The following is an 18,703-nucleotide window of genomic DNA, read 5'->3' on the forward strand; positions in this document are numbered from 1 at the left end:
CCTATTGGTAATATTTAGAGTATAATTCATAAAACTCTGAGTATTTTAATATTTGAGTATCATATGCTTTAAGTTTAAGCCCTAAATATTCTATTTCATTTCCATTGTGATTTAAGATAATAGCAATTTTAGAATCCTTTTCACCTTTGATAACAACTTCAATGTCACTCGGAGAACTATAAGTATCTAAATTATGTTTTTTAGCTAAATCTAAGACTAAATCATTCCAAAAATATTCATCATCAATACCGGTGCCTATATAATAAATTTCTCCCTTGCCCACTTTATTTTTTACAGCAGCACTATAATTTTCAAATTCATCAATATAGTTACATAGTGACTTGCTAGATTCTTTAACTGTAAGCATATCACGCCATACGGTAGCAGTTAAATCTTTACCTTGATATTTGATTTTACAATCTGCTCCTATAGGAAGAGGCTCAAAATATTCTGCTTTTACACCAGCAAGTTCATGAATTGGATTCTCAACGCCAAAACGAATTTCATTATGATATTCTTTTAGGCCTGCTCTAAATGTAGCGATAACTGTGCCACCATTCTCGATGAATGTTTTGATTCTAGCAATATTTTCATCAGTAATTAACATAGCTACTGGAAGTAATAAAATAGAATAACTACTAAAATTATGACGAATATCTAATACGTCAACACTAATGTTTGCATCAAAAAAAGGTTTGTATAGCCTAGCGTGTTCATGTTGGATATTAAAAGCGGTAGATTGTTGCTGAATACGCCAGCTATAGATATTATCCATTGAGTATAGCAATGCTACTTTTGATTGTGTTGGAGCTTGTATTGCCTTTTGATTTTGTTTTGCTAATCTAATGATATCTATCATTTCATCATAACGATGGTTATATTTGTTATCATGATCTAGTACGCCATAACAAAATTGTTCAGCACCTTTTGTGGCAGTACGCCATCTGAAATATATTAGGTTTTCACAGCCTCTAGCCATAGCTTGGAAGGACCATAACTTAGCATGTCCAGGCCTAGGTACAAATCCCATTATATTATGAGCTTGAGCACCTATCAGTTGTTCTGTGATCCAGTAGTTTTTTCTATGAAAACCTCTAGTTTGATCTAACTTCATAGCTGTTTTATATGCATCTACAGGGATTTGTTGACCACCCCATACTGGATAGTTGTTTAAAGCAACGATATCTATTTGTTCTGCTAGATCTGTATGATCTTGTGCTTTAGAAAAGTAGTCCCCAGTAAAATTATGTAAAGTTTGTTGGTTTGGTACCATATCTTTAATAACCTTAGCTTGTATTGCTAAAAAGTTTGTTGTTGTTTGAGCTCTAAAGCGATTGAAGTATAATATCATACCAGGATTTGGAGCTGGAATTGTTGGACGAGGAATATTTATTTCATCAAAATTGTTGTAAGTTTGAGACCAAAAAACAGAACCAATAGCATCATTAAATGAATTGATGTCGTTATTAAACTGTTGTTTTAGATAGTTTCTAAACTCCAATTCACACTGATCACAATAACACATATCACTAGTTTCATGACCAAGCTCATTATCAATGTGCCAAAGCAGTAAAGCTGGGTGTTTATGATATGTTTCAACCATTTTTTGAGTAATGCGCTCAGCATACTTATTATAAGTTGGCGAATTTAGGCAAGCTTGTCTTCTACCACCAAAATGTCTTTGTAAACCATTTTCATCAATAGAGAAAATTTTAGGATCTTTTTTATATAGCCATGCAGGAACAGTTGCTGTAGGCGTGCCTAACATGACTTTTAATCCTAGTTTATGAGCTTTATTTAGTATCATTTCAAAAAAACTAAAATCAAACTGATTTTCTCTAGGCTCCATTAGATGCCAAGCAAATTCAGCAATTCTAATACAATTTAACTCAGAATTTGCTATACGATTTAAATCATCATCAATAAGAGAATAGTCCCATTGCTCTGGGTAATAGTCAACACCGAAATACATAATTACATTATATGGAAAATAAAGATAAAATTATTATATGTTTAAGCGATATTTACTTCAATTAATTAGTTAGAAATTTGGCTTTAAAAAAAGGATTATCTAAATTGAGGTGATTTGCATAATCTCACCATTTTTTGAGATTTTTATATAATTACCATCGTTGAACCAGTCACCAAGTACATATCTAGTATAGTTATCAGCTATATGTATAGCCATTTTATGCGTATGACCATGAATGACAATATCACAATTGTTACGATATTTTTCGATACCTTTATTAGTTACATCAACATTTGGATTCTTACGATTTTTTACATAGCTTGCTTGGCGGACATTCTTTGCTGTATATTCTCTTATGAATAAAGGTAATCTTCTAAAAATAAATCTCAGAATAGGGTTATATGCAATCCATTTTCTATAAGTTTGGTAACTCTTATCATCTGTACAAAATAGATCTCCATGCGAGAAAAGTATTTTTTGATTAGATATATTTATATAATACGGATCTTTAATTAGAGTCACTCCACTTTGTTTAGCAAATTTTCGACCAATCAAAAAATCACGATTTCCATACATGAAAAATATTTCTAAACCTTGATCTGAAGCTTCTTTTAGCCACTTTGTGATTTTATGATAAAAGTCATCTCTGTGGTTGTCACCAATCCAATAATCAAAAAAGTCACCAAGTATGAAAAGTTGATTTTGTGTAGATGTAATACTATCTAAAAACTTTTTAAAAAGATCGGCCATCTCAGCATGGTTAGCATTTAGATGAAGATCCGAAATTAGATAAATATCTTTGTTATGAGCCATATTTTTGACGATACTGTTTGAATTTGTCGATTATTGTTTCATCAAGATTTTCTTTGACATACTCAAAAATATTTTCAAAGTTTGTCACCGCTAAAACTGGGATATTGAAATCTTGAGATATTTTCTTGGTTGCTGAAATATCGCTATCTTTAGCTTTTTCTTGTCGATCTATCGATAGTATAACACCAGCTATCTCAGCATTAATAGTTTTTAGCTTGTTGTATGACTCGTGAAATGCGGTACCTGCAGTCATCACATCATCTATGAGTAATACTTTTTTATTAGTCATGTCGGCACCAACAAATACACCACCTTCACCATGATCTTTTGCTTCTTTACGATCAAAAGCATAAGGCATATCTATATTATACTTCAGAGCTAGTACAGTAGAGATAGCTGCAACTAGAGGAATTCCTTTATATGCTGGTCCAAAAAGAATATCGTACTTGATATTGCTTTTGGTAATCAGTTGAGCGTAATAATCGGCAAGTGTTGCAAGTTGAGTACCTGTGTTAAATAACCCCGCATTAAAGAAATATGGACTAATACGTCCTGATTTAAGGGTAAATTCACCAAATTTAAGTACCTGATTCTTAAGGGCAAACTCTATAAACATATATTATTCCTAATACATCCAAACCTACTATAAATTATAGATAATAACTTTGGTAATACCAAGTAAATATAGTTTAAGATAGATGTACATGATGAAAAAATTAAAAAAGCTGACAAAAGCCTTATTTGTTCATTATTTATGAGACATGAAAAAGCACTGTAATCAGCCAAGAGGAAATTTATCTAAAATATTTACTTAGATAAGTCGAGAGTAGATTACTTATGTAATCTATTAATGGGTTTAATATCATCATAAACAGTTAACTTGTCAAGGATATCAGGATATTTAATAACAATAATATCTTTGAACTTCAGAAGATTGCAAGGTTTTTTCAAAGATGAAGAATTTGATTTTGATACTATAACAGAGTTATCTAAATAATATTCATCAATTTTTGACAAGGACTATTAATATCTAACAGATAAACTTTTTTAACTTGATATATAATAATCTCACAAAGTTTATTTTATTAAATAAAGTCATTTTTTGGTGAGGAACATATATGAAAAAAATCATTGTCAGCTCAATACTAGCATCAATAGCACTACCAGTATTATCAGTGGCTAATACACCACTGAAAGAAGGGCAAGTTGCATATCACAATACATTCCCTATCAGTAAATCAGCAACTTATGACTTATTCGCTACCAATACTGAATATGCAAATACTGTAATTATGTCCAATACTATTGCCGGAGTTATGTATGGATATTTGATCAAGCAAAAATATCCTGATATGAAATTCAATAAGGATTATCTATATGGTTCATTAATTGGACAACTAATGCAAGAATCGGATATGACGACTCAAATTAACACTAACTTTGAGCCAAATAATCCGGATCAATCAATTCAAAACAAAACTTACTCTGATATTCTTCTATCAGTGGGTCAAGGAGGTCCTTATCAAATCAATGATTATTCAAAAAGATTACCAGCAGTTGGTGAAAAAGGTGCTCTTGGCCTGGTAAATTATGACTCGGTTGCGAAAGTTCTTGGTTATTCAATATTCAATCAAGACAATAAAGACATATATATTGATGGTAAAGAGGTGCCTAATCCAGACTATCAAACAACGCTGACTGGGCCTGAAGCTTTGGTAAATATTTATGCAGGCCCAATGATTACTGCATTTTATCACTTCAATGATATCAATAGAATGAATGTTAATGCATCAAATGACTGGTATGTATATCATGATTCATGGACAAAGTGCTTAGAAAACTCTCAGAAGAGTACTGCTAATGGGTTATCATTTCCGTTTGTAATGAATGTGGTTTATAATGCAGGCGATTATACTCCGGTGCTTGGAACATACTTAAACATTTGTGCTAATGAATCTACCGATTCTAAAGAGTATAAAAATATGAATAATTGGTTGTTAGATACTATTAAATATCAAACAATTATTGGCAATGCAACCCCTAGTGATGGTGATGCTACGTACTATCGTTATCCTAGGCAAGTATCTTTCTATATTAACCAAATATTCAATAACAACAATACAAAACTTCAGAATACAGGCATAGAAGTGAACAATAGTGTAGTATTCAAAATCACAAGATTAAAAGAAGTTTTTGGTATGGTGATGCATAAATTATCATATAGAGACCATAATGAAGAACTTCAGTATATAAGTGTTACAGATGCAAATACTGCTTTTGATCAAGCTATTAAGCAATTAAAAGTTACAGATACTGAACTAAGTTTCTCAAATACGCCTAAAACAGCTAATCAGCAGAGAGTATTACTATATAGAATCATCGAAAAAGCTATAGCTAATTTAGCAAAGAATGATAGTATAGATTTTGATGCAACTTATGATTCTTCAGAGCCAGAACCACAACCAGGCCCTACACCAGAGCCACAATATACTTATCCTAATGGAATTGGAGAGTATGTTGCTGGTACAGTTGTAAGTGCAGGTGATAGCACATATAAGTGTATATATCCAAACTGGTGTAACTCTTCTGCATATTCTCCACTAGGCCCTAATTCAGATTCAGCGTGGCAGAATTTGAACCCTCAACCAACACCTCCTACTCCAGAGGGTGACTGGGATCCTAGTAAGATATATGTTGAGAATGATGTAGTAAGAGTAGACAGCATAGATTATAAAGCTAAATACTGGAATAAAGATCAAGATCCACGTGAGAACAACTGTGATTACGGTTGTCCTTGGACTAAAATATAGTCTTAAAACTAATAAATCTGCCAATCTATTGAAGCAAAATTCTTTCTGATCAAAACTAGTGACTATATCAACATAAACAGATCCGATGACTCGGGAATTAAGTACTTGTAGCATCAATAAGTTTTTTTCTTGCGAGCAAATGAACCCGATAGTATAAAGACAAGATTTATTTTAATTTCAGATATCTTTTGTATTAGAGTGTCTGTAAAAGTCTCTTATCCAATATCTTTGTGTGAATTAACCTTGAGAACTTTTACGGTAAGAATTGTATTTAGGAGAGATATACTTCGCTCAATTCAAGATGCGAGATGATTAGAAGCTTTAAACCTGATAACATTTCTTTCTGATTTTGCAAATATACACGATGATGGAGGAACTTTAACCTCTTGTTGTACAGAAGAAGATCTATTAATATATTTAAACTTAATAAGCTGATATAATTTAACTACTTTATTAATTAAGTTTCAAAAAATTTTTAATGTCAAAACATATTCATATTTTAGGTATCTGTGGTACTTTTATGGGCTCTTTAGCTGTATTAGCTAAACAAAAGGGATATAAAGTAACAGGTTCGGATCTTAATGTCTATCCACCAATGAGTACTTATCTTGAGTCTCAAGGCATAGAGATATTACAGGGATTTGATTGTGATCAACTAGATACAAATCCTGATGAAATTATTATTGGTAATATCATGAAAAGAGGTATGCCAATAATAGAAAAAATTCTCGCAGAAAAGCTAAATTATTTCTCAGGACCACAATGGCTATATCAGAATATTCTTAAGTACAGAAAAGTAATTGCAATAGCTGGTACACATGGTAAAACTACAACTACTACAATGACTATAAAAATACTAGATCAGGCTGGCTTAAATCCTAGCTTTTTAGTTGGTGGTGTTAGTAGTGATTTTGGTGTTTCATCACGTTATACAGATTCAGAGTATTTTGTCATTGAAGCTGATGAATATGATACGGCTTTTTTTGATAAGCGTTCAAAATTGATACATTATGATCCAAGTATTTTTGTGATTAATAATATTGAGTTTGATCATGCTGATATTTTCAAAGATATTGACGCAATATTTTGGCAATTTCATCAACTACTTAGAAAAATGCCATCGACAGCGAAGATTATTTATAATGACAAAGATGAAAATGTTCAAAAGATAATATCAATGGGATGTTGGTCAGAGTTAGTTAGAGTAAATTCTGATAATGGAACCAAAATAGCTAAACATACAGCAGATTATTCAAGGTTTGAATTATGTGATATTAGTGGAAATAATATTGAAATATCATGGGGCTTAATAGGTGAGCATAATGCACTTAATGCGATGAGTGCCTATGCGGTAGCAAAACAACTAAATATATCTGATGAAGTAGTAAAAGATGCTTTAGAAAGCTTTAAGGGAGTTAAAAGACGTTTAGAAGTATTATCTCATCAGGATAATGTTACTTTGTATGATGATTTTGCTCATCATCCGACTTCTATTAAGCTAACTTTAGAAGCTGTGCGTAACAAAGCTAAAGAAGCTTATGTAATAGCTCTTATAGATCCACGTTCAAACACAATGCGCCAAGGCGACAATAAAGATAATCTGCCGATGTCAATTATCGAAGCTGATAGAGTATTGTTGTATGATCATAGTTTATTAAAATGGGATGCTAAAGAAGTTCTAAAAAATAGTAATAACGTTGATTTTATAGTGAATGTTGATGATTTTGTTGATCATATAGATGAATTGTTAACTAAGTACCAAGATAGAAATATCCAGCTTGTGATGATGAGTAATGGCTCGTTTGATGGATTAAGAGAAAAGCTAGTTAAGCTTTTGGAGACTAAATGAGTAGTTTAATTTATGGCATTCATGCTGTTGATAGTTTGGTAGAAGCTAATCAAGCAAAAGAAATATTGGTATTTAAGAAGCCAAATGCTAATCATAAGATTGAAGGTATTGTCTCTAAAGCTGAATCAAAAGGGTTAAAAGTTACTTATATTGATAGCTTCAAGCAACTTCCAGGGCGAATCAGAAAAGATGCAAATCATCAAAATATCTTTGCCATAGAGATAAATGACTTTAAAACATATTCTGAGAATGATATTGAAAATCTAATTCCTCAGGATAAAAATGCTTTTATTTTGATATTAGATAATGTCCAAGATCCTCATAATTTTGGTGCGTGTATACGTAGTGCACATTCTGCAGGTATTGATTTTATAATTATTCCTAAAGATAATAGCGCACCAGTCAATGCAACGGTCAAAAAAGTTGCTTGCGGTGCTGCAGAGCATACAAAGATTGTAGTTGTTACTAACCTTGCTAGAGCAATCGAAAAACTCAAACAATTAGGAGTATGGATTATTGGTTTAGCAGGCGAGGCAGATGACAGCTTATATTCGATGAATCTAGCAGATTCTGTAGCAATAGTTGCTGGTGCAGAAGGTAGTGGTATGCGTCAGCGCACAAAAGCTAGTTGTGATTTTCTTGCTAAATTACCAATGTTAGGCGAAGTTTCTAGCTTAAATGTCTCTGTTGCTACAGGAATAGCATTATATGAAACAGTAAGACAAAGAGGAATTATTTGATTGGAGTCTTTATCTACCTATTTTCTTATTGGTTAGGTATATAATTAAACTAGTAATTAATATAATAGTTAGTTGCTGGATAAGTAAATTTGATACAAGCATAGATATTGTAGAAAAACTCATTATAAAGTTTGCAGCTCCAGCAAGTGAAAATTTAAAAAAGTTATTTATAGCTGTTGCAGAGCCAAAGTTAGATGAGACCAATTGTAATGATTGGCTTAATAGAGATGTTGATCCTAAGCTTAGACCATAACAAGTAATTAGCATTAAACTTACAAAGATATAAGCATAATTAAGCTTAATATAGCTAAATAGAAGCATTATAAGAATGCTTGATAATGAAACACTAAGCCCTACAATTGTAAATAATTTTAGAGGGAATTTCTTACGTAATTTTTTTAATGTAAAATTTGCTAAAATTGATCCTACTATGGTTAAAGCAAAATATAGTATGTATAAAGTATATCCTGTTTCATAAATCTTAAGAAAAATTATTGAAGAAGAACTAATGTAGCTAAAAAAAGCAGCAAATATTAATCCTGAGCAAGTGGTATATGTAATAAATTGTATGTTTCTAAAATGACAAAAATATGCAGAGAATAGTTTTTTTATAGATTTAGTTCTTTGCTCGCTAATATGTGTTTCTGGAAGCATAAAACAAAGTAATAGTAATAATATTCCAAGAATAAATAAGAAATAAAAAGAACTTTTCCAGCTAGATGTTAGAAATATTAAACCTGAACCTATCATTGGTGAGACAATGAGTGATATTAACATTACTATGGCTAATGTTGAGACAGTGTTTGTCAAGTGTTTACCTACATAACAGTCTCTTGCAATGGCTAAAGAAATTACAGTTCCTGATGAAACCATTAGACCTTGAATTAATCTAAATAATCCAAGCTGTGAGAAACTATGACTATGTGCACACAGTAGAGTGCTTATTATATATAAAAACATTCCTATAATTAGACAATGTTTCCTACCGAATTTATCTGATAAAGAACCCCATAAAATCATACCAACTGAAAATCCTATAAAATAAGATGTTGTGAATGTGAAGGTTACGCTACTAGTATTAATATTAAAATGAGTTGCAATATTTGGAATTGCTGGAGCATAAGTATTTACAGCAAATGGAGGCAGCATCGCTAGAAATGCTAATGTGATAAGAAACGCTTTACTATCTTTTTGAATCATTTAAATTAATTATTTCACCAAATTTTTGTTAAGTTAGAAAAAATATTTTATCAAAAAAAAATATGAAAAAATAAGCTTACGTACTTCAAAGAACTTAGAGTTTAAAGCTAAAGAGTATTGTAATGATATGATAAACTATAAAAAACAATTTTATAATAAATAGTTGGTTTTTATGCAGTTTGCCTTTTTAAACAGTAATAAATATGCAACAATAAATGCTCTTAAAGCTACGTTAGCTGTTGTGATAGCTTATACATTAGGTCTTCTGTTAGGTAGTTTTTTTGATATAGAACAAATGTATCTTTGGATGACAATTACAGTAGTTGTTGTAATGTCTACTCAGCCTAACTTAGGAGGAGCTCTAGATAAGGCACTAATGAGATTTTTGGGAACAATTGCTGGAGCCATGGTGGCTTTAGTTATTATAGCCACAGTGCAGAATCATATTTTACAAGTAGTGTTAATTCTACCATTTATTTTTTTAGCTGTTTATTTTGCAGGAGCTTCTAAATACAGTTATGCTGGTACTTTGGCAGGAATAACTATTATAATTATTATTTTAAATAAACAGCCGGGTGTGCAGGTTGCTATTTATAGAGCTATTGAAATATCTCTGGGTATAGCAATCTCATTATTTGTAAATAGATTTATATTTCCGATTAGAGCAGAAACACGGCTTAAAGAAAGTTATGTTAAAACAATTTCAGAGATTCATGATTTTTTTGATATTCTGTTTATTGAGCGTAATCATTCACATAAAAAACTTAGAACTAGTATATTTCATGAGTTTGCAAAACACCTTACTCTTATTAAAGAACTGAAATATGAAAAGTCTGCAAAAAAAGTGCAAGAGTTTGAAAAAATGAGCTTATATATTCGTAGACTATATAGATATATGATTGTAATGTATGAGTATATAGAATTTTCTTTTGATCCTCAGACGATAGCAGATCTTGATAAGGAACCTGCTTTTATAGAGTTTAAGAAATATATCATGAAATCACTAACAGATGTATCAGAAGATATCAAAAAACGTAAACGTATAAGTTATAAAGAATTGTTACGTTTTGAAAGACACATTTTACCTTTATTAAAAGATGTTAGAGTTTTGAATGATAAAGATGAGAGTTTTATTTTTTATATAAAGATGTTTCTTAATGCACTAAAAAGACTTTCGTTAGAGCATAACTATATTTTGCAGATTTCCAAATATTGATAAATTAAGCCTGTTACGGTAGTATATACGCTTGAATTTTCTTATTGAAAAGCTTTTATTTTCATTTGTTACGAGGTTATATAAGTTATGAACTTACACTCTAAAAATATTTTGATTCCTATACTTATCACAACAATTATTATAGATATTATGGGGGCAGGGCTTGTTTTTCCAATAATGCCATCATTATTCTTTGGTCAATCTTGTGTTACTTTTGGTGATCCTGGTGGTAATTTTCAAAATTGGTATTATTCCATAGCTTTGGCTTGTTGGCCATTAGGGTTATTGATAGGCTGTCCAATAATAGGGGAGTTATCTGATAAGTATGGGCGTAAAATAATATTGGTTGTAGCTTTATCAACAACTTGTGTTGCTTATCTTTTATCGGCATATGCAATATATTCCCATGATTATTTATTATTTGTAGCAAGTAGGTTTATTTGCGGTTTAGCTGGAGGAGCTTTTGAGATTGCTCAAGCTGCTGTTATTGATATATCTACCGAAGAAGATAAGTCACGAAATCTAGGTTATATAACTATGGCTGCGTCTTTAGGTTTTGTAATTGGACCAATAGTCACTAGTTTTGCATCTGTAATGGAAGTAAGCCATACAATACCATTTGTATTTGCAGCTATTTTAGCGTTAGTAAATATTGCATTTATAGTTATCATTATGAAAAAGGATTTACCAAAAAATCCAGGTTTAGTCATCCAATTAGGTACGATTTATAGGACTATATCTTTTTTATTGTCAGACAAACGTGTTAGGTTAATTGGCGTAGTTTATCTTCTTGTACAGTGCGCGTGGGGGTTTTATGCACAAGGGGTAGCGTTGTTTTTAAATTTAACATATAGTTATAACATCTCTATGACAGGTGCTTTTTACGCTGTTATGGGCTTAGCTACAGCATTAGCAAGCATTCTTATACAACCGAAGATTTTTGCAAAAGTATCAAATCAAGTAGCTTTTGTGAGAGCTGCTGTTATTTGTGGTATTGGATTTATTTTAGTATCAATTATATTTAATGAAGCGGCACAGTGGGTTTTAACAATAGTTTTATCTGCATCACAGCTTATATGTTATACAGCACTTCTTTCAATGATTTCGAGCGCTGTGTCTGATAAAGAGCAAGGTAAAGCTATGGGAGCAGCTGGTGCTGGTTTTGGTCTAGCATGGTTCTTAAATGATATTATGATGGGACACTTATCATCAATATCGCCAAGTTCACCTATTACATTTGCTGGCTTCATGTATTTTATTGCTGCTATTATCTTTGTCTTTTCTATCAAAATCTTGCGTGAAAGGGTACAATAATCAGCATTAATTGAATTTGATTATTTTTCTTAAATGCAGCTAATCTCTCTTAAAAATGTAAGTTTAAACTTTGGTACTCAAATAGTTCTTGATAAGGTTAATTTAGAAATTACAAAAGGACAAAGAATTTGTCTAATTGGACGCAATGGTACGGGTAAATCATCATTATTGAAAATTATTGAAGGTAAGGTTATTCCAGATGGTGGTGAGGTAATAGTACATAATAATGCTATTGTCGCTAGTATGATCCAAGAAGTTCCTAGTGATATCAAAGGAAGTATCGCAGAAGTTATATTACAAGGTTTAGGGGAGCTTGGTGAGTATCTGATAGCATATCAGCAGACTTTAATGTCAGATCCTGAATCTAATGAGCTTGCAAAATTACATAGCTACATTGATGAAAATCATGGTTGGTCATATTTAAACGATGTTGAAGTTTTGGCTTCTAAACTTAATCTTGATTCTCAAGCTTCTTTTAAAGATCTATCAGGAGGGATGAAAAGACGAGTTATTCTAGCAAGAGCTTTGATAAAAAAACCTGACCTACTTCTTTTAGATGAGCCAACAAACCATTTGGATATTGATTCAATTAGTTGGCTTGAAGAATTCTTAGCGAGTTTTGCTGGAGCGATACTTTTTATTACTCATGATAGGAAGTTTCTAAACAATGTTGCTAAAAGTATTATAGAACTTGATAGGGGACATTTATATTCATTTGATGGTAACTATACAAAGTTTCTTGAAAAGAAAGAGCAAATCCTAGATGCTCAAGAAAAAGCAAATAGCGAGTTTGATAAAAAGTTAGCCCAAGAAGAAGCTTGGATTCGTCAAGGTATCAAAGCAAGACGCACTAGAAATGAAGGGCGTGTTAGAGCACTAGAGCAAATGCGTCGTGACAGACAGCAACGTAGAGAAAATGTTGGTAAAGCTGATATCAAGGTTGCTGAAGCAGGCAAATCATCTAGAAAAGTTATTCAAGCTAATAATATTTGCTTTGAGTATGATGATAAATTTCTGTTTAAAGATTTCTCTACTGAAATTCAAAAGGGTGACAAGATTGCAATTATTGGTCAAAATGGTTGTGGTAAAACAACGCTACTAAACTCACTACTTGGGTTGGATAAACCTACACAAGGTACAGTAACGTTAGCAGATAATATTAAAATTGCCTATTTTGATCAATTAAGAGATCAATTAGATGAGTCACTTAGCATTATAGATAATGTCAAAGAAGGATCTGATTTTATCAATATAGATGGTAAAGAAACTCACGTAATTACCTATTTACAAAAATTTTTGTTTACTCCAGAAAGGTTGCATTCTCCTATTACTCATTTGTCTGGGGGAGAAAAAAACAGATTATTGTTAGCCAAAATTTTATCTAAACCAAGTAATGTAATCATACTTGATGAACCGACTAATGATTTAGATATTGAAACTCTAGAAATTCTTGAGGAAATGTTGATAAGTTATCAAGGTACTGTAATTATTGTCAGTCATGATAGAGAGTTTATAAATAATATTGCAACAAGTACTATAGTTTTTGAGAATGGCAACTTACAAGAGTATATTGGTGGCTATGATAGTTGGATAGCGCAACGAAAACAGCCTTTGCAACCAACCAAAGAAACAAATAAGGCGCCACAGCCAAAAAACAGATTAACTTATGAGCAGAAAAAACAGCTACGTAATCTACCAAGTCAAATAGAAAAACTAGAGGCAAATATTACTTTGATTCAACAACAAATGGGGGAATTGGATTTTTACCAAAAATCACAAACACAGCAAAATGAAATTCAACAAAAACTCAACTCACTAAATGAAGATCTCGAGAAAAAATATGTACTTTGGGAAGAGCTTTTAGAATTAGAATAATCAAAATTTAATTATATATTTATGTTATTATAACGGCTATGTAAGTTTAAAGATTATTTATATTATTAAATATGAGTAGCCAAGATATCAACTCTAGAGATCTTAGAGAAGAAAAAAAAGTTTTAGCAATCACATCATTAGCAGAGTTTGCTGAGCGTTATGGGTATTATATAATCCAATCACTATTAATATTTTATTTGATAGATAAATTTCAAATTTCACAAGACTTATCAGCATCTTTGGTTGGCACAACTCTTTCGATGGTATATATTTCAGCTATTTTAGGAGGCTTTATTGCTGAGAGATATTTGGGATATTACCGAGCTGGTCTACTAGGTTCACTTTTCATGCTTAGCGGATTCTTTATATTGGCATATTCAACTAGTCAAAGCATGTTATATTTGGGTTTGAGTTTCATTTCTGTAAGTACAGGTCTCATAAAGTCAAATATGTCTGCCTTTATTGGGAGATTTTATGACAAGTCTAGTTTGAATGATTCAAAAAGAGATTTTGGTTTTAATATTTTCTACATGGGTATTAATTTGGGAAGCTTCGGAGCGCTATTTATAGCTAGTTGGTTAAAAGATAATTATGGCTATGGAGCACCATTTTATAGTAGTATGGCAGTTAGTGCATTCATGCTTTGTCTTTTATTAGTAGGCTTTAAGTTTTTAAATAAACATATTATAGAGTTTAAACTTACTTTATCAGTAACTCTGAAAGTAACTTTTTTATTAATAGTATATATAATAGTTTTATTTTATATCTTTGAACAACCAGTAATTGCTAATTTATCTATATTTGTTGCTGTGATAGCATCTAAAGTGATACTTGGTATGTCAATGAAGAAATCTAGTTTTAAAAAAGTGTTTGTTGCGGGAATATTTTTCTTGTTGTCAATAATATATTGGGGTCTGTACTTTCAAATATTTATAAGTGTATTGCTGTTTACTCAGTATTCAGTGGATAATTCGTTATTAAATCCGAGTCAGTTTTTAAGTGTAGAATCATTAAGTGTATTATTTTTTGCAGGAATTCTAGGCAAATTTTGGATTTATTTAGATAAGAAGCGAATGAAAGTAGAAGATATTGATAAATTTAATATTGCTTTTGTCTTATTAACTGTCACATTTTTAGTAATACTGGTTTCAATACTTATATCTCCTGAGCATACTAAAGTCTCGGCGTATGGTATCATTTTTGCTTATATAGTATTGGGAGTTTCTGAGCTATCTTTATCGGCTATTGGCTTATCAATGATTACAAAAATAGCGCCTAAAGGCTTTGTTGCTTTGTATATGGGAATATGGTTGCTTACATTGGGTGTAGGGGGAAAATTAGGAGGTTTTCTTGCTAGTTTCTTCTATATTTCAGATAGTGATTTAGGTTTATCTAAAGCTAATATGAGCGATGGTTTAGATACATTTATTGTTATAGCAATATTAACAAGTATGGTAATTTTGTTGCTGAGAAAGTTTGTGAATAGGAATGTTTAATATACAAAGAATATCTGCTATTTAGCTTCCCAAGTATTTCTAAGAGTAACAGTTCTGTTGAATACTAAATTTTCATTAGAGCAGTCTTTAAAATCGGATATGAAGTAACCAATTCTATTGAATTGAAAGTGTTGCTCAGAGCTTATATTTTCTAGAGATTTTTCTACTTTAGCATTTTTGATAATCTCTAGAGAGTCTGGATTTAGTACATCTTCAACATTATCAAAGCTTGCAGGATTCTCGTGATTAAATAGTCTGTCATATACTCTCACTTCAGCATCAATACAGTTATTAGCATCAACCCAATGTATGATGCCATTAGGTTTTATTCCATCATTAGGTTTCTTACCACCTAATGTTTCAGGTAAATAAGAACATACTAGTTCTATAATTTCACCATCATCATTAGTTATAACTTCTTTACACTCAATTACATAAGCATTTAAAAGCCTTACTCTCCCATTAGGACTGAGTTTTTTCATATCTTTCTCTAATTCAAAGACGAAGTCATCTCTTTCAATGTAAATATCAGAAGATATTGTTATATCTCGGCGACCAAACTCAGGGTCTTGGGGATGGTTTGGTACATTTAATTCATGCACTGGCATATCAGCTATAGTAACCTTGATAGGATCTAAAACAGCATTTTTTCTTAGGGCATTTTTGTTTAGGTCATTTCTAATAGTCTCTTCTAAAACAGAGATATCAATGATTGAATCTTGTTTAGATATTCCTATCATGTCGCAGAAGTTGCGAATAGACTCAGGAGTGTAGCCTCTACGTCTAAAACCTTTGATTGTTGGCATACGCGGATCATCCCAGCCACTTACTAGGTTATTATCGACAAGGTATTTCAACTTTCTCTTACTAGTTATAGTGTAATTTAAATTTAGCCTTGAAAATTCAATTTGTTGAGGCTTTTGTTGAAATTCAGTTTCTTCGATAACCCAGTCATAGAAAGGTCTTTGATCTTGAAACTCTAATGTACATAGTGAGTGAGTAATGGTTTCTATAGCATCCTCTAATGGATGTGCAAATGCATACATTGGATATATACACCATTTATTTCCAGTTTTTGGATGGTGTGAAAACTTTATTCTATATAAAGCAGGGTCTCTGAGGTTGATATTGCCAGAAGCCATATCTATCTTAGCACGTAATGTTTTATTTCCTTCAGCGAACTCACCATTTTTCATCGCTTCAAAAAGCTTAAGATTTTCCTCTATACTACGTTCTCTATATGGACTATCTTTACCGGGTTTTTTTAGTGTGCCACGATATTCACGCACTTCTTCTGCTGATAAATCACAAATATATGCTTTACCTTTTTTTATTAGTAATATTGCTAATTCATACATCTTATCAAAGTATTCTGAAGCAAAGTGAGGCTCATTTTCCCATTTAAAACCCAACCATTCGACATCTTCTCTTATTGCATTGATGTATTCGATATCTTCCTTGTCAGGGTTTGTATCATCAAAACGTAAGTTGCATTTACCACCAAACTCTTCAGCTATGCCAAAGTTTAGACATATGGATTTTGCATGTCCAATATGCAGATAACCATTTGGCTCGGGAGGGAAGCGTGTTAGAACACTAGAAACTCTTTTTGTTCCAATATCTTTTTTAATTATATTTTTAATAAAATTAGTTTTATTTGCTTTAGTTTCACTACTCATTTTGTTGAAGAAATCATTTACTTAATATATTTAGGTAATAGTTTACTTTATTACAAAAACAATAACATATTTTTTTGAAAAAAAAGTATATACCGGATATAATTTGCAGTTAAAATCTAAATGCTTCGCAACATAGGAACTTTCATTATGGATCCTTCAACCATAGACGATAATAAATATTTATATACAATTAAGGAAGTGCATCAAGATCTATCTTTGGATGAACTAGCTCAACATGCTAAAAACAATACTGGCTTTGTTGATTGCGAAGGAAAAACTTTAATTGTTGATAGTGGTGATATCAAAGGAAGACTTCCTGATGATAAATATATTGTTGAGACTAAATATGCAAAGAAAAATATTTGGTGGCATGAAGATGGATCGGATAATAAAAGATTAAAAAGAAAACATTGGAAAGTAATTAAGCAAAAATTTCATCAGGATGCATCTACTAAAGATATTTTCGTAATTGATGGCTTTTATAATCATGATGAAAAAAATTCAATTGCAGTTCGGTTAATAACAACTCAGGCATCAGCAGCATATTTTTTTAAATTGATATCGATTACGCCTAATCAAAAACAGTCAGAAGAGTTTGAACCACAGTGGGTGATTATGCACTCTCCAGCAACTGAGATTGATGACTATGTTGAAATAGGCTTAAACTCATCAAAAATAATAGCTACAAATCTAAAGCAGCGTGAAAGCATATTAATAGGTACTTTATATTTAGCAGAGATTAACAAAGTATTATTATCTGTCATGAGCTACTATTTATCATTGAATAATATAGGCGTTTTTTATTGTGCTGTTAGTGTTGATGATGAAGCTAATAGTTCTATGTTTTTTGGATTATCAGGTAGTGGTAAGACAACTTTGGCATTAGATAATAATAAAAGCTTAGTTGCTAATGAAGCTGTGGCTTGGACAGAGACACGAGGTGTCTATAGCTTAGAGTCTGGCTTAACTATTAAATCAGCAAGTTTTAAGAAAAATGATAGACGTATAAAAAAAGCACTTCAAGGTAATCTGCTAATTGAGAATCCTAACTTTGATGAAAATAAAAATATTGTTTTTGGAGAAAAATCAAAATCACAAAGTAACACGTATGTAACTTTCCCGAGAGAAAATTTTGACAATATTGTAAATACAAATGATCCAAGTAAGATAATCTTTCTTGTAAAAGACGCTAAAGGAGTTTTACCTCGAGTAGCTAAACTGAGTAAAGGTCAAGCAATTTATTATTTTTTATCAGGCTATACATGTACATCTACAGGAATTGAAGCAGGTGTTACTGAGCCTAAACCAGAGTTTTCGTGTTGTTATGCTCAACCATTTTTATTACTTAAACCAACTCGTTATGCTAGTATTCTGCGTCAACGTTTGAAGCACAGTGATGCTAAAATATATATGGTTAATGTTGGTTGGATTGATGGTGATTATAAAACTGGTAGACGAGTACCTGTTGAAGAAACAAAGATGATTGTTAACTACTTGTTGACAGAACCAGAAAATGTCAATTTCAAATTTGAACGTCAAAAATATTTTAACTTTAAAGCTTTGACTTCTATTTATGATAATGATGAGGTTATACATCTGAAAAATTTATGGGAAGATGAATCTGCATACAAAAAACAGTATAAGTCTTTAATTAAAAGTTTTATTAAAAATTACGAACAGTTTGAAGAAGATGATTTCGCTGTTAAATATAAGAAATTTGAACCAAGTATATAGATACT

At 31.4% G+C, this 18,703-nt stretch carries 13 protein-coding genes; 8 read left to right on the top strand and 5 right to left on the bottom strand.

What is annotated here, in order from left to right; all coding sequences use genetic code 11:
• Position 1: 1 nt before the first annotated feature.
• From ACKTR7_RS07810 to pyrE, 3 genes are all read right to left on the bottom strand, one after another.
• Positions 2 to 1,972 (bottom strand): beta-galactosidase, encoded by a 1,971-nt coding sequence (locus ACKTR7_RS07810; protein ID WP_407877778.1) that lies wholly within the window; start codon positions 1,970 to 1,972, stop codon positions 2 to 4.
• Between the two features lie 99 nt (positions 1,973 to 2,071).
• Positions 2,072 to 2,785 carry a UDP-2,3-diacylglucosamine diphosphatase gene (locus tag ACKTR7_RS07815; protein WP_407877779.1) on the bottom strand — a complete coding sequence of 238 codons (714 nt, stop codon included), beginning with the start codon at positions 2,783 to 2,785 and terminating at the stop codon, positions 2,072 to 2,074.
• Positions 2,775 to 3,401, bottom strand: coding sequence for an orotate phosphoribosyltransferase (gene pyrE, locus ACKTR7_RS07820; protein ID WP_407877780.1), 627 nt, complete (start codon positions 3,399 to 3,401; stop codon positions 2,775 to 2,777). Before pyrE ends, ACKTR7_RS07815 begins: the two co-directional genes overlap by 11 nt.
• A 502-nt stretch (positions 3,402 to 3,903) precedes the next feature.
• Here pyrE and ACKTR7_RS07825 point away from each other — a divergent pair.
• From ACKTR7_RS07825 to rlmB, 3 genes are all read left to right on the top strand, one after another.
• Positions 3,904 to 5,595 carry a chitin-binding protein gene (locus tag ACKTR7_RS07825; protein ID WP_407877781.1) on the top strand — a complete coding sequence of 564 codons (1,692 nt, stop codon included), beginning with the start codon at positions 3,904 to 3,906 and terminating at the stop codon, positions 5,593 to 5,595.
• Positions 5,596 to 6,073: 478 nt separating this feature from the next.
• The gene (gene mpl, locus ACKTR7_RS07830) at positions 6,074 to 7,444 is read left to right on the top strand and encodes a UDP-N-acetylmuramate:L-alanyl-gamma-D-glutamyl-meso-diaminopimelate ligase (RefSeq protein WP_407877782.1); all 1,371 of its coding nucleotides are present in this window, start codon (positions 6,074 to 6,076) and stop codon (positions 7,442 to 7,444) included.
• The gene (rlmB, locus tag ACKTR7_RS07835) at positions 7,441 to 8,184 is read left to right on the top strand and encodes a 23S rRNA (guanosine(2251)-2'-O)-methyltransferase RlmB (RefSeq protein WP_407877783.1); all 744 of its coding nucleotides are present in this window, start codon (positions 7,441 to 7,443) and stop codon (positions 8,182 to 8,184) included. Before mpl ends, rlmB begins: the two co-directional genes overlap by 4 nt.
• Before the next feature lie 9 nt (positions 8,185 to 8,193).
• Here the strand turns inward: rlmB and ACKTR7_RS07840 are convergent, their stop codons facing one another.
• On the bottom strand, positions 8,194 to 9,384 hold the full coding sequence (locus ACKTR7_RS07840; protein ID WP_407877784.1) for a Bcr/CflA family efflux MFS transporter: 1,191 nt from the start codon (positions 9,382 to 9,384) through the stop codon (positions 8,194 to 8,196).
• 172 nt (positions 9,385 to 9,556) lie between these two features.
• Between ACKTR7_RS07840 and ACKTR7_RS07845 the strand changes: the two genes are divergently transcribed.
• The 4 genes from ACKTR7_RS07845 to ACKTR7_RS07860 all read left to right on the top strand — a co-directional run bounded on the left by ACKTR7_RS07845 (position 9,557) and on the right by ACKTR7_RS07860 (position 15,285).
• Entirely contained in the window at positions 9,557 to 10,600 is a 1,044-nt protein-coding gene (locus tag ACKTR7_RS07845; RefSeq protein WP_407877785.1) for an FUSC family protein, read from the top strand.
• 87 nt (positions 10,601 to 10,687) lie between these two features.
• On the top strand, positions 10,688 to 11,914 hold the full coding sequence (locus tag ACKTR7_RS07850) for an MFS transporter (RefSeq protein ID WP_407877786.1): 1,227 nt from the start codon (positions 10,688 to 10,690) through the stop codon (positions 11,912 to 11,914).
• 33 nt (positions 11,915 to 11,947) lie between these two features.
• Positions 11,948 to 13,789, top strand: a complete 1,842-nt coding sequence (locus ACKTR7_RS07855; protein ID WP_407877787.1) for an ATP-binding cassette domain-containing protein — start codon at positions 11,948 to 11,950, stop codon at positions 13,787 to 13,789.
• Between the two features lie 71 nt (positions 13,790 to 13,860).
• The gene (locus ACKTR7_RS07860; protein WP_407877788.1) at positions 13,861 to 15,285 is read left to right on the top strand and encodes a peptide MFS transporter; all 1,425 of its coding nucleotides are present in this window, start codon (positions 13,861 to 13,863) and stop codon (positions 15,283 to 15,285) included.
• Between the two features lie 17 nt (positions 15,286 to 15,302).
• Here the strand turns inward: ACKTR7_RS07860 and ACKTR7_RS07865 are convergent, their stop codons facing one another.
• Positions 15,303 to 16,964, bottom strand: coding sequence for a glutamine--tRNA ligase/YqeY domain fusion protein (locus ACKTR7_RS07865; RefSeq protein ID WP_407877789.1), 1,662 nt, complete (start codon positions 16,962 to 16,964; stop codon positions 15,303 to 15,305).
• A gap of 147 nt (positions 16,965 to 17,111) precedes the next feature.
• Here ACKTR7_RS07865 and ACKTR7_RS07870 point away from each other — a divergent pair, with 147 nt between their 5' ends.
• Positions 17,112 to 18,698 (top strand): phosphoenolpyruvate carboxykinase (ATP), encoded by a 1,587-nt coding sequence (locus ACKTR7_RS07870; RefSeq protein WP_407877790.1) that lies wholly within the window; start codon positions 17,112 to 17,114, stop codon positions 18,696 to 18,698.
• Positions 18,699 to 18,703: the final 5 nt, after the last annotated feature.

Source organism: Francisella sciaenopsi, assembly GCF_045862875.1.
In the GTDB taxonomy this organism is placed as follows: domain Bacteria; phylum Pseudomonadota; class Gammaproteobacteria; order Francisellales; family Francisellaceae; genus Francisella; species Francisella sciaenopsi.

What these genes read in the sequence shown, in the direction of transcription:
- ACKTR7_RS07810 (WP_407877778.1), bottom strand. Translation starts at nt 1,972, where the DNA reads ATGTATTTCGGTGTTGACTATTACCCAGAGCAATGGGACTATTCTCTT.
- ACKTR7_RS07815 (WP_407877779.1), bottom strand. Translation starts at nt 2,785, where the DNA reads ATGGCTCATAACAAAGATATTTATCTAATTTCGGATCTTCATCTAAAT.
- pyrE (WP_407877780.1), bottom strand. Translation starts at nt 3,401, where the DNA reads ATGTTTATAGAGTTTGCCCTTAAGAATCAGGTACTTAAATTTGGTGAA.
- ACKTR7_RS07825 (WP_407877781.1), top strand. Translation starts at nt 3,904, where the DNA reads ATGAAAAAAATCATTGTCAGCTCAATACTAGCATCAATAGCACTACCA.
- mpl (WP_407877782.1), top strand. Translation starts at nt 6,074, where the DNA reads ATGTCAAAACATATTCATATTTTAGGTATCTGTGGTACTTTTATGGGC.
- rlmB (WP_407877783.1), top strand. Translation starts at nt 7,441, where the DNA reads ATGAGTAGTTTAATTTATGGCATTCATGCTGTTGATAGTTTGGTAGAA.
- ACKTR7_RS07840 (WP_407877784.1), bottom strand. Translation starts at nt 9,384, where the DNA reads ATGATTCAAAAAGATAGTAAAGCGTTTCTTATCACATTAGCATTTCTA.
- ACKTR7_RS07845 (WP_407877785.1), top strand. Translation starts at nt 9,557, where the DNA reads ATGCAGTTTGCCTTTTTAAACAGTAATAAATATGCAACAATAAATGCT.
- ACKTR7_RS07850 (WP_407877786.1), top strand. Translation starts at nt 10,688, where the DNA reads ATGAACTTACACTCTAAAAATATTTTGATTCCTATACTTATCACAACA.
- ACKTR7_RS07855 (WP_407877787.1), top strand. Translation starts at nt 11,948, where the DNA reads ATGCAGCTAATCTCTCTTAAAAATGTAAGTTTAAACTTTGGTACTCAA.
- ACKTR7_RS07860 (WP_407877788.1), top strand. Translation starts at nt 13,861, where the DNA reads ATGAGTAGCCAAGATATCAACTCTAGAGATCTTAGAGAAGAAAAAAAA.
- ACKTR7_RS07865 (WP_407877789.1), bottom strand. Translation starts at nt 16,964, where the DNA reads ATGAGTAGTGAAACTAAAGCAAATAAAACTAATTTTATTAAAAATATA.
- ACKTR7_RS07870 (WP_407877790.1), top strand. Translation starts at nt 17,112, where the DNA reads ATGGATCCTTCAACCATAGACGATAATAAATATTTATATACAATTAAG.